Consider the following 11,471-nt stretch of genomic DNA (forward strand, 5'->3'; position numbering starts at 1 on the left):
GCTGGCTGCATCGCGAAGTAGCGACCGGATGGGCATCCAGCCGCGGGACTGGCTGGAGGTCACGGCTTCGGCCTCCGGCGCACCCGCCGACCCCGCGTTACTCGACGCCGCGGCCGTTGTCGAAAAGCTGTGCAGCGACGCGGAATTCGGCTTGAGCGGGGCGGAGGCCGTCCGCCGGCTCGCCGCGGTGGGACCCAACGACATCGGAAGCGTCGCGCCGGCACCGGCGTGGCGAAAGCTGTTGGCGCAGTTCCGCAGCCCGCTGATCTACCTGCTGCTGGCCGCGCTGATCGCCTCGCTCGCGGTCTGGGCCGTCGAGGGGGCCGACGGCTGGCCCGTCGACGCCGTGGTGATCGCGGTCATCCTCGTCCTGAACGCCCTGCTGGGCTATGGGCAAGAGGCCCGCGCGGAGCGGGCGGTCGGCGCGCTGGCGCGAATGGCCGCGACCTCGGCGACGGTCGTCCGCGACGGGGCGCCGCGCACCATTGCGGCGAGCGAGTTGGTGCCCGGCGACGTGCTGCTGCTCGCCGAGGGCGACGCCGTCGCGGCGGACGCGCGGCTGCTGTCGGCCGACGGGCTCCAGGTGTCGGAGGCCGCGCTGACCGGCCTGAGTGAACCCGTGCCCAAAGTCGCCCGTCCGCTGCCCGGGTCGGCGGATCCGGACGACAGGGCCGACATGGTGTTCAAGGGCACCGCGATCGCCAAGGGCGCCGGGCGGGCGGTGGTGACCGCGACGGGCATGGCGACCCAGACCGGTCAGATCGCCGGCCTGGTGCGGACGGCGGACCGCGAGGCGACGCCGCTGCAGCGCGAAGTAGCGCGGGCCAGCCGGCTGCTGGGGATCGCCGTGCTGGTGATCGCCGTCGCGGTGATCGCGACCATTCTCCTGGTCTTCGGCATCCACGGCGCCCACGACGTGGTGACGGCGGTGCTGCTGGGGGTCTCCCTGGCCGTGGCCGCCGTCCCGGAAGGCCTGCCGGCCATCATGTCGGTCGTGCTCGCGCTGGGGATGCGGCGGATGGCCGGCCGGAACGCCGTCGTCAAGGAGCTGTCTTCCGCCGAGACCCTGGGCTCGGCGTCGGTGGTGTGCTCGGGCAAGACGGGCACGCTGACGACCGGGGAGTTGACGATCGTGCGGGTCGTAACGCCGCTGGGCGAGGTGAAGGTCACCGGCGCGGGATATCGGCCCGAGGGTCACCTGGAGCGCGACGGGGTGGTGTTGGACGAGGGCGACGACCTGTGGCGGCAGGCCGCGCTGGTGCTCGACGGCGGCGCCGCCGCCGGCGCGGCCACTCTGCACGCGGAGGACGGCCGGTGGACGGTCCAGGGCGACCCCGTCGATGCGGCCTTTTTGGTGGCGCACCGGAAGCTCGACGACGGATCACGCCCGGCCCCGGCGCGGGTGACGACGGGCGACCCCGACGAGCTGCTCGACCGCTGCACATACCTGCAGGCCGGTCGGCGGCTCGCGCCGCTCGACGAGTCGGCCAGGGCCGCGATCCGGGGCGACGCCCAGCGGCTCGCGCTGGACGCCCTGCACGCGGTGGCCGTCGCCTACCAATCGGACGGGAAGCTGGTGTACCTGGGCATGGCGGGCATCACCGATCCGCCGCGACCGGAGGCCGCGGCGGCGATCGCCGAGGCGCGCCGGGCGGGGGTCAGGGTCGTGATGATCACCGGCGACCATCCCCGGGTGGCGGCGCGCGTCGCCCGCAAGCTGGGCATCGAGGACAGGGAGTCGGCCGTGTCCGGCGACCAACTGGCCACCCTGAACGACGAGCAACTGCGGGAAACGGTGCGCGTGCACTCGCAGTTCACCCGTGTCGATCCCGCGGACAAACGGCGCATCATCGACGCCCTGCAGGCCGACCATGAGATCGTCGCCGTCACCGGGGAGGGCATCAACGACGCCCCGGCGCTGAAGTCGGCCGACATCGGCATCGCCATGGGTCGCAGCGGCACCGAGGTCGCCAGGGAGGCGGCGAACATGATCCTCGCCGACGACAACTTCGCGACCATCGTTTCGGCCATCCGGGAGGGTCGGGGCATCTTCTCGAACATCAAGAAGACGCTGCGGTACCTGCTCTCCTCCAACATGGGCGAGATCTTCACCGTCTTCTTCGGCGTCGTGCTGGCCGGGGCGGTCGGCCTGGCGCAGGACCACACCGTCGCGCTGCCGCTGCTGGCCACGCAGATCCTGTGGATCAACCTGCTGACCGACGGCGCGCCGGCCCTGGCGTTGGGCGTCGACCCGCAGACCGAAGAGCTGATGAGCCGGCCGCCCCGCTCGGCGTCGGACCGGGTCATCGACGCGCGGATGTGGAACAACATCGTCGTGATCGGTGCGGCCGTCGCCGCCGCCACGCTGTTCACGATGCACCTCTACGCGCCCGACGGTCCGCTGCCCTCGTCGGTGGCCACCGCCCGCACCGCCGGCTTCACGGTGCTGGTGATCGCCCAGCTGGTCAACACCATCAACGCCCGCTCGGAGACGACGACCGCGTTTCGCGGGTTCTTCGCCAACGGGTGGTTGTGGGCGGCGATCGGGCTATCGGCGCTGCTGCAGGTGGCCGTCGTTCAGCTGCCCGCGCTCAACACCGCCTTCACCACCACGCCGTTGACGCTGAGCCAGTGGCTGGTGTGCATCGGCATGGCCAGCACGGTGCTGTGGGTGAGCGAAATCCGCAAACTCATCCTGCGGTCATCAGGGTCGTGAGCGCCTCGATGTCGGCCGGGGCGGGCAGGCCCCAGTCGGGCGGGTAGCCCAGCAACTCGTTGACCTGCACCTTCTTCATGTCGATGTCGAGAAGCTCGATGGCCTCCAGCGGCACCAGCGCCGGATGGACGTAGCCGCAGGTGCGGGCCAGCTGCAGCAGTTCGAACCGCAGGGTGGCGAGGTAGTTGGCGCAGCGCACCGACTTCAGGTGCGGGTCGAGGCCGTGCTGCAGCCACGGCGACTGGGTGGCGACGCCCGAGGGGCAGCGGCCGGTGTGGCAGCGCTGGGCCTGGATGCAGCCGATGGCGAACATCGCGGTCCGCCCCACGTTGACCATGTCGCAGCCGGTGGCCAGCGCCAGCAGCGCGTTCTCCGGGATGCCCAGCTTGCCCGACCCGATGAACACCACGTCGTGGTGCAAGCCGTGCTCGGCGAAGGCGCGGTAGACCCGAGGAAGCGCCCACTTGAAGGGCAGGGCGACGTGGTCGCTGAAAACCAACGGGGCCGCCCCGGTTCCGCCCTCGCCGCCGTCGACGGTGACGAAGTCGACGCCGGTGCCGGTGCGGGCCATGCGGGCGGCCAGCTCACACCAGAACCGCTCTTCGCCCACCGCCGACTTGATGCCCACCGGCAGCCCGGTCGCGGCGGCGATGGTCTCCACCAGCTCGAGCAGCCCGTTGACGTCGCGGAAGGCGGTGTGGCCGGCCGGGCTCCTGCAGTCCACCCCGGCCGGGACCCCGCGGATGGCGGCGATCTCGGGGGTGACCTTGGCGCCGGGCAGCACACCGCCCAGGCCGGGCTTGGCGCCCTGGCTGAGCTTGATCTCGATGGCGCGGATCGCGGGCGTGGCCGCCACCCGGTCGACGAGGCGGGGCAGGCTGAAGCGGCCGTCGTCGTCGCGGCAGCCGAAGTAGCCGGTGCCAACCTGCCAGACCAGGTCGCCGCCGTTCAGGTGATACGGCGACACCCCGCCCTCGCCGGTGGTGTGCAGGGCGCCGGCCAGCGCCGCGCCCTGGTTCAGGGCGGTGATGGCCGCGCCGCCAAGGGCGCCGAAGCTCATCCCGGAGATGTTGACCACCGACGCCGGGCGGAAGGCCCTGGCGCGGCCCCGCGCGCCGCCGAGCACCTTCGCCGCCGGCAACGGGACGGCCGGGTCGGGATGCTCGGGCGCGCCCGCCGGCGCCGCGACGGGGAACGCCGCGTGCTTGATGATCGGATAGTTGTGCACCCGCTCCAGGTCGTTGTCGGTGCCGAACCCGAAGTAGCGGTTGGCCAGCTTCGAGGACGTGTACACCCAGCGCCGCTGGTCGCGGCTGAATGGCCGTTCCGCGTCGTTGTCGGTCACGATGTACTGGCGCAGCTCGGGGCCGACCGCCTCCAGCAGGAACCGCAGGTGCCCGATGATCGGGTAGTTCCGCAGGATGGTGTGCCGGCGCTGCAGCAGATCCCACCCCGTCAGCCCGGCCAGGCCACCGCCGACCAACGCGGCGACCGCGCGCGGCCTCAAGAATCGAAATTCGTGTAGACGCCCAGCAGGTCGCGGGCCGAGACGATGCCGACCAGCGCGCCGTCGCGCTCCACCAGCAGGTGTCGGATGTAGCGGTCCATCATCCGGGCGGCGACCCGGTCGACCGAGGCGTCGGCGTCACACCACACCAGTTTCGTGCTGGCCACCTCCGAGACCGGGGTGGTGGCCGGGTTGCGCCCCGCGGCCACCGCCCGCACGATGTCGCGCTCGCTCACCAACGCGGCCGGCCGCGGGTCGTCGCCGATCACGATCGCGCCCACGTCGCAGGTCACCATCGCCCTGGCGACGTCGGCGATGGTGGCGTTGACGGGGACGCGTGCCACGGGGTCGCCGGTGATGGTGGCGATCGGGAGGGACCCCGCCGGGGAAATGTCAGTCACGTCCACCATGCTCGTCAGCCGGTGGCGGCCCTTTCTAGTGACCTGAGTCCTCAATCCGCGTCCATCCGGCCCTAGCCGTCGCGGGGTGCCGGCGGTCAGGCTGGCCCGCATGGGCGATGTGACGCGCGAGCGGCTGGCCCGCTGGGTGGAGCCGGCCCTCGCCGCCGCGACCGTCGTCGCGCTGGCGGCCGGGGGGATCGCCTGGCTGGCGGGGGCGGCGCGGGTCGCCGACGGCTGCTGGATCGCGGGCACGGTGGTGGCGGTGATCCCCGCGACGGTGTGGGTGCTCGCCGCGCTGCGCCGGGGCCGGTTCGGGGTCGATCTGATCGCGGTGCTGTCGTTGGTGGGCACGCTGCTGGTCGGCGAGTACCTCGCGGGGGCGCTGATCGCGGTGATGCTGGCCGGGGGGCGGGCGCTGGAGGCCGCGGCCGAGCGCCGCGCTTCCCACGATCTGCGGGCGCTGCTCGAACACGCGCCGAGGTTCGCGCGCCGCCGGGTGGGCTCGGCGGTGGACGTCATCGCGCTCTCCGACGTGGCGATCGACGACCTGCTGGTGGTCGGTCCGGGTGAGGTGGTGCCCGTCGACGGGCGCATCGCCGGCGCGGTGGCCGTGCTGGATGAATCGGTCCTGACCGGCGAACCGCTGCAGGTGGAACGGGGCGACGGCGAACCGGTGCGCAGCGGCGTGGTCAACGCGGGCAGCGCCTTCGAGATGCGGGCCACGGCCACCGCCACCGACAGCACCTACGCGCAGATCGTGCGCCTGGCCGCGGAGGCGGGGGCCCAGAACGCGCCGGTGGTACGGCTGGCCGACCGGTACGCGGCGTGGTTCCTGCCGCTGACCCTGGTGGTGGCGGGGTCGGCGTGGCTGGCCAGCGGGTCGCCGGTGCGGGCGGTCGCGGTGCTGGTGGTCGCGACGCCGTGCCCGCTGTTGCTCGCCGCGCCCGTCGCGATCGTGTCCGGGCTGTCGCGGGCGTCGCGTCGCGGCGTGGTGATCCGCAGCGGCGGCGCTCTGGAAAACCTCGGGCACGCAACAACTTTGGTGATGGACAAGACCGGCACCCTGACGATGGGAACCCCCGCCGTCATCGACGTCGCGGCCGCGCCCGGCCGCGACGCGATCGAGATCCTGCGAGTGGCGGCCTCGGTGGATCAGATGTCCCCGCACGTGCTGGCCGAGGCGATCGTCACCGCGGCGCGCTCCCGCGGCCTGGAGCTGTCGCTGCCCACCGAGGTGGTGGAGGAACCCGGCCGGGGCGTCACCGCCACGCTGGACGGCCACCGGGTCCACGTCGGCAAGCTCACGCAGGAGACGGCGACCGCGGAATGGGCGCGCGCGGTGGTGAATCGCGCCCTGCTGGACGGGGCGGCGATCGCGTGGGTCTGCGTCGACGGCCGCGCGGGCGGCGCCGTGTTGCTGCGCGACCCGCTGCGCCGCCACGCACCGCGCACGGTGCGCAGGCTCCGCGAGGCCGGGCTGAATCGATTGGTCATGCTGACCGGGGACCGCGCCGAGCCCGCCCGCGAGGTCGCCGCCGTGCTGGGTTTGGACGAGGTGTACGCGGAACAGACCCCGGCCGACAAGGTGGCCGCCGTGCGCGCCGAGTGCGACCGCGCGGTGACCGTGATGGTCGGCGACGGCGTCAACGACGCGCCCGCGCTGGCCGCGGCGACCGTCGGCGTGGCGATGGGCGCCCGCGGCGCCACCGCGTCCTCGGAGGCCGCCGGCATCGTGTTGACCACCGACCGGTTGGAGCGGCTCGCCGATGCGATGGACATCGCCCGCTGGTCGCGGCGCATCGCCGTGCAGAGCGCCGTCGTCGGCATGGTGTTGTCGCTGGCCGCGATGGGCGTCGCCGCCGTCGGGTGGCTGCCGCCCGCGGTCGGGGCGCTGGTCCAGGAGGGCATCGACGTCGCGGTGATCCTCAACGCGCTGCGCGCCCTGCGCGGCAATCCGGACATCGAAGTCGACCTCCCCGCGCCGACGGAACAACTGTTGCGGCGCTTCGACGCCGAACACGACGAACTGCGCGACGCGGTGGAGCTGCTACGGGGCGCCGCCGACCGGTTGGCCGCCGGGGCCGATCAGTCGGCGCTCGACGCGATCGGCCAGGCGTACGCCGTGCTCGTCGAGCGGATCATTCCGCACGAACGCGCCGAGGAGACGCAGCTCTACCCGGCGCTGGCCCACCCGCTGGGCACCAGCGAGGCGACCGCACCGATGAGCCGAACCCACGCGGAGATCCAGCGGATGTCCGACCGGATCGGCGCCCATCTGGCCCTGGCCCGGAGCAACGGAGCGATCGGCGCCGACCAGGTCGACGACCTGCTCGCGTGCCTTTACGGCCTGCACGCGCTGCTACGCCTGCATTTCCTGCAGGAGGAGGAAAGCTATTTCACCCTGACCGACGACGAAACCGGTGAACCAAAGCCGTTGGCGCACAAGCTATCCCGCTGACGGTGGCCGTTTCATGACGGTGCCTGGCAGCTCGGCGCCGATTTCGATGTCGTCGTAGTCGCGGCCGGCGCCCCCGCCCTTGCCGCCCAGCGGCGGCCGCACCGGCACCATCGGGAGACCGGACGGCTGGGCTCCGCCCGGCGGAAGCGGGGACACCGCGGCCGCGAGCTGCACGGGCGGCTGCGCGCCGGGCAGCATGCCCACCGTGGCGGGCGGCATGCTCAACTTGCCCACCAACACCGACACGCCCATCGCCCCGCGGGGCGCCAGCCCCAGGCCCCCGGAGTTGACCGCGTTCGCCAGGTTCATCTCCGCCGAGCCCAGCGCCGCCGAACCCTCCGCCAAGCCCTGACCGATGTCGGAGCCCACGCCCTGCAGCGCCTGGGCCGCATTGATCTGCGCGACGTAGCTGAGCAGATTGACGGGGAAGCCGCCGGCGATGAACTGGTTGCCCCAGGTGCTGAAATACGCGAACCAGCCCTTGTTCGGGTCGAACGGGGTCACGCCGAGCTGGTCGATGATCGTCCCCGCGTTGGTCGTCGACGAGGCGGCCAGCAGGTTGGCCGTGGTTTGGGTGGTACCCGTGGCGGCGGGCAACACCGCGGCCTGGGTGGAGACGCCGGAGGGGTTGGCGACGGGCGGCGGCGCCGAGAACTGCGACAGCTTCACGGCGTTCAGCGAGGTCACGCCGTAGCGGTACATCGCCGTCGAGTTGTTCACCCACATCGCGTTGTACTCGGCTTCCGTTTCGGCGATGGCCGGGGCGTTGATGCCGAAGAAGTTGGTGGCCAGCAGCATCGCCAGCCGCGCGCGGTTGGCCGCGACGACCGAGGGGTGCACCACGGTCCAGTGGGTCAATTCGAATGCCGCCGTGACGGTTTCGACCGAGGCGGCGATTTCCTGGCACTGCGCCGCGGTGGTGCGCAACCACGCCAGGTATGGCTCGAACGCCTGCGCCATCGCGATCGACGAGGGTCCCTGCCAGGTCCCGGCCAGCGACGCCAGCTCCGCGGTATAGCTGTTGGCCGCCGCCTCCAATTCGGCGCTGAGCTCCTGCCACATACCGGCGGCTTCGATCATCGACCAGGCACCGGGTCCGGAGTGGATCAGCGCCGAGGTGATCTCGGGCGGCAGCAGCCCAAAATCGATCACGTCGCGCCCAATGTGAGGGCAGGGCGGACGGCGAGTTGCGCCGTCGACCTATCCGGCGGCGAAATTCTGCTTCCGGAGTGGTGAGGAACCATCGTCGTCCCTCATCCCCCGCTGGGCGGTCGGTGTATCACCTTCTTCGGGAGTTCCGCCCCGTATTCCAGATCCTCGAACTTCTGCTGCTTGCGCTTGCGCCAGCCGCTGCCCGCCGAGCTGCCCGGGGGCACCGGCATCATCGGCATCAGCGGCATCCCGGTGAGCCCGGGTTCGGCGGGCAGCGGCGACACCGACGATGCGAGTTGCACCGGGGTTTGCGTCGCCGGCAGCAGGCCCACCACCGCGGGCGGGGCGGTGAGCTTGCCGAGCGAGACCCCCACCCCCATCGCACCCGCGGCCGCGCCGCCCGGTGCGGCCGAGACGGCGCCCGCCAGCCGGGTGATCGACGACGCCAGCGCGCCCTCGCCCTCGGAGAGTCCCAGGCCGATGTCGCTGCCCACGCCCTGCAGCGCCTGCGCCGAGGTGTTCTGCGCCAGGTAGCTGAGCAGGTTGATGGGGAAACCGGACGAGATGAACTGGTTGCCCCAGGTGCTGAAGTAGCTGAACCAGCCGGCGTTGGGGTCGAACGGGGTGACCCCGAGCTGGTCGATGATGTTGCCGGTGCTCGAGGCGCCGAGCAGCGACGCGTTCGTGACCGCCGCCTGTTGCTGGCCTGGCCCCGACGGGCTCGCGATGGCCAGCGGCGAATTGAATTGGGACAGCGACGTGGTCGCTTGTGACGACGTCGCCTGGTAGCGGCTCATCGCCGCCGAGTTGTTCGCCCACATGGTCTGGTATTCGTCTTGCGTCTCCGCGATCGCCGCGGTGTTCTGTCCGAACCGGTTGGTGGCCAGCAGCTGCATCAGCCGGGTCCGGTTGGCCGCCACCACGGCGGGGGGAACCACGGCCGCGCGGACGGCCGTGAACGCCGCGGCGGCCGACTCCGCCGAGGTGGCCATCTGGTGGGCTTGCTGCGCGGTGGTGCGCAGCCAGATCAGGTAGGGCTGGACGGCCTGCAGCATCGCCATCGAGGACGGTCCGTCCCACGACTCGATCAACGACGACAGCACGGACGCGTACACGGAGACCGAGTTCTCCAGCTCGACGGCCAGGCTCTGCCACGCGCCGGCAGCCTCGACCAGCGAACCCGCTCCGGGACCGGAGTGGATCAGGGTCGAGGTGACCTCAGGTGGCGCGAATAGGTCCATCACATCTCACATTGTCTACGCCGAGTACGCGGCCGGAAAATTTCGTTTACTAGGTTGCAAAGAGACCGGAAACATTACGCATTCACCCCAAGGGTGCCGCCCGAATCCTTCCCCGTCGAGTTCCGGCCGTGACGAACGATATACCCGTAGCCTTAGGGTATCCAAAGTCTTGGCCTACGTGGCCGTTTACCGGCCTCGCCGGGCGGTTCTCTCAGATCGTCACCGACGCCCCGCGCGCGACCTCGACGATTCGATCGGCCATATTGCGGCGCCGCATTTCGCCGGTGAAGTCGGCGAGCGGGGACGCGAAGACGCCGTAGTCGTCGAAATGCACCGGGACGGCCTTCGGCAGGGTCAGCATGGCCACCAGTTCCGCGCCCTGGCGGCCGTCCATGGTTACGGTCAGCCCGAACGGAAGCCGCGGCCCGGCCGGCAGGCGGGTCCCGCCCAGATGCAGCACCCCCGCGTCGATGGGGTCGAACCGGGCCGGGATCTCTTTGAGTTCCTCGACGAGCACGGTGTCGCCCGAGATGTAGAGCCGGCGCCTGGGCGATCCGTCGTCGGCGGCGAATTCCAGCATGGTGCCCATCACCGGCGGCAGGAGCCGCTGCGTCCACCCCGGCCCGTGCCGGCCCGGCAGCGACGTCATGGTGATGGTGGTGCCGCCCTTGGTGATCTTGTGCTGACCCCAGGTCGACAGCCCGTGCGCGTTGGCGAAACCGCGACGGTGCAGCCGCGTGGCCGCGTGCGGGGTGGTGACGACGGGGAGGTCGTGGTCGAGGCCTTTCTGCGCCACCCGGTCCCAGTGGTCGCCGTGCATGTGGGACAGCACGATCGCGTCGACCGGCGGGAGTTCGTCGATGCGTAACGCGGGTTCCTTGAGGCGCCTGGACACCAGCCCGTGCCCGAGGTACGCGTGCTGCCCGCGGTGCAGGAAGTTGGGATCGGTCAGCAGGGTCAGGCCGCCCGCGGCAATCAGGGTGGTGGCGTTGCCGACGAACGTCACGGTGATGTCCATACGCGCGGGCTACCCGATCGCGGGCGGCTCACGCCTACAGGCCGGGCAAGCAGATGGGCGCCCCGTAGCAGGGCGGCGGGCCGAGCGGCCGGCGGGGGGCGTCTCCCTCCCACACGAATTGGCCGACGTTGCCCATGCCGCCGACGGGGACCCAGTACCAGTGGTGGCAGACGCCCATGTCCCACCGGACGTCGGGCATCGGCAACGGTTGGCCCGGGCACCAGTCGTGCGGGACGGTGAAGTTGTCCAGCGGCACGGGACCGATGACCTGCGGCGCGGGACCGCTCTCCGCCTGGGCGGTGCCCGCGGCCAGCCCCAGGCCGGCCACCGCCATGCCCGCGGACAAGAGCACCCCGGTGACGACCTTGCTGAGCCGGTATTTACTGCATTCGTTCGACATGGCCTCGCGCCTTTCCTCGACGCTGGGTGCTGAGGATCAGTATCCGCTCGCGCCGCTGGAAACAGCAGACAATGAGCGGGCCGCTACCGATCCCAGGAAGGGCCTGTTCAAAACGGTGGTGGTTCTTCGTCGGCTTCGGGCGGCGCGGGGCCGCTGTAGCTCACCGACTCGACTCGCCGGGCGGTGCGGGCGTCGCGGTTGTGACGGCGTTCGACGGCGACCCGGGTGGCGCGGTCCTGGGTGCGGGTGCGGCGCCGGCGGGGCATCATCGCGGTGCGCTGGCCGCAGTAATCGGGCGCCGGGTCGGCTTCGGGGGCCGGTATGGCGCCGGTGGCGTGGCACAGGCTCGGGAACAGCAGCGCGCTGCCCGGGGTGGTGACGTAGGTGCGCCCGGCCGGGGAGGTCAAGATCAGCGTCCCATCGGGCAGCTGCTGGTCGCGCCAACCCCAGAACGTCTTGACCAAATGATGCGTGCGGCAATAACACTTGAGATTGCTCGCGTGGGTGAGTCCCCCTTGGCTGTGGGGGATGGTGTGGTCGATGTCGCAGGCCACCGCCGGGTGATCACAGCCGGGCCA

General features: G+C 71.5%; 9 protein-coding genes. 2 read left to right on the forward strand and 7 right to left on the reverse strand.

Going from position 1 to position 11,471, the window contains the following annotated elements:
* Nucleotides 1-28: 28 nt before the first annotated feature.
* Nucleotides 29-2,716 carry a cation-translocating P-type ATPase gene (locus tag A5681_RS05715; RefSeq protein ID WP_067270369.1) on the forward strand — a complete coding sequence of 896 codons (2,688 nt, stop codon included), beginning with the start codon at nucleotides 29-31 and terminating at the stop codon, nucleotides 2,714-2,716.
* Here A5681_RS05715 and A5681_RS05720 read toward each other — a convergent pair.
* Entirely contained in the window at nucleotides 2,691-4,223 is a 1,533-nt protein-coding gene (locus A5681_RS05720) for an FMN-binding glutamate synthase family protein (protein ID WP_067270372.1), read from the reverse strand. The two genes, A5681_RS05715 and A5681_RS05720, sit on opposite strands and share 26 nt — an antisense overlap.
* The gene (locus A5681_RS05725; RefSeq protein ID WP_419866293.1) at nucleotides 4,220-4,633 is read right to left on the reverse strand and encodes a CBS domain-containing protein; all 414 of its coding nucleotides are present in this window, start codon (nucleotides 4,631-4,633) and stop codon (nucleotides 4,220-4,222) included. Before A5681_RS05725 ends, A5681_RS05720 begins: the two co-directional genes overlap by 4 nt.
* Before the next feature lie 100 nt (nucleotides 4,634-4,733).
* On the opposite strand from A5681_RS05725, the gene A5681_RS05730 reads away from it, so the two are divergent.
* Nucleotides 4,734-7,082, forward strand: a complete 2,349-nt coding sequence (locus A5681_RS05730; RefSeq protein WP_067270398.1) for a heavy metal translocating P-type ATPase — start codon at nucleotides 4,734-4,736, stop codon at nucleotides 7,080-7,082.
* On the opposite strand, the gene A5681_RS05735 is transcribed toward A5681_RS05730, so the two are convergent.
* From A5681_RS05735 to A5681_RS05755, 5 genes are all read right to left on the reverse strand, one after another.
* Nucleotides 7,071-8,231 carry a PPE family protein gene (locus A5681_RS05735; RefSeq protein ID WP_067270400.1) on the reverse strand — a complete coding sequence of 387 codons (1,161 nt, stop codon included), beginning with the start codon at nucleotides 8,229-8,231 and terminating at the stop codon, nucleotides 7,071-7,073. The genes A5681_RS05730 and A5681_RS05735 overlap by 12 nt on opposite strands.
* 104 nt (nucleotides 8,232-8,335) lie before the next feature.
* A complete protein-coding gene (locus A5681_RS05740; protein WP_067270375.1) occupies nucleotides 8,336-9,475 on the reverse strand; it encodes a PPE family protein in 1,140 nt (379 codons plus the stop codon).
* 211 nt (nucleotides 9,476-9,686) lie between these two features.
* Complete coding sequence (locus A5681_RS05745; RefSeq protein WP_067270378.1) at nucleotides 9,687-10,493, reverse strand: MBL fold metallo-hydrolase; 807 nt, start codon at nucleotides 10,491-10,493, stop codon at nucleotides 9,687-9,689.
* A gap of 34 nt (nucleotides 10,494-10,527) precedes the next feature.
* Nucleotides 10,528-10,893 (reverse strand): hypothetical protein, encoded by a 366-nt coding sequence (locus A5681_RS05750; RefSeq protein WP_067270382.1) that lies wholly within the window; start codon nucleotides 10,891-10,893, stop codon nucleotides 10,528-10,530.
* Nucleotides 10,894-11,000: 107 nt separating this feature from the next.
* Nucleotides 11,001-11,471 (reverse strand): HNH endonuclease signature motif containing protein (locus A5681_RS05755; RefSeq protein ID WP_197498518.1); only part of this gene is annotated, 471 nt, incomplete at its 5' end.

Source organism: Mycobacterium scrofulaceum (assembly GCF_001667885.1).
Classification (GTDB): domain Bacteria; phylum Actinomycetota; class Actinomycetes; order Mycobacteriales; family Mycobacteriaceae; genus Mycobacterium; species Mycobacterium scrofulaceum_C.

Excerpts from the sequence above, each read along its gene's own strand:
- A5681_RS05725 (WP_419866293.1), bottom strand. The coding sequence starts at position 4,633 with ATGGTGGACGTGACTGACATTTCCCCGGCGGGGTCCCTCCCGATCGCC.
- A5681_RS05745 (WP_067270378.1), bottom strand. The coding sequence starts at position 10,493 with ATGGACATCACCGTGACGTTCGTCGGCAACGCCACCACCCTGATTGCC.
- A5681_RS05740 (WP_067270375.1), bottom strand. The coding sequence starts at position 9,475 with ATGGACCTATTCGCGCCACCTGAGGTCACCTCGACCCTGATCCACTCC.
- A5681_RS05750 (WP_067270382.1), bottom strand. The coding sequence starts at position 10,893 with ATGTCGAACGAATGCAGTAAATACCGGCTCAGCAAGGTCGTCACCGGG.
- A5681_RS05715 (WP_067270369.1), top strand. The coding sequence starts at position 29 with ATGGGCATCCAGCCGCGGGACTGGCTGGAGGTCACGGCTTCGGCCTCC.
- A5681_RS05730 (WP_067270398.1), top strand. The coding sequence starts at position 4,734 with ATGGGCGATGTGACGCGCGAGCGGCTGGCCCGCTGGGTGGAGCCGGCC.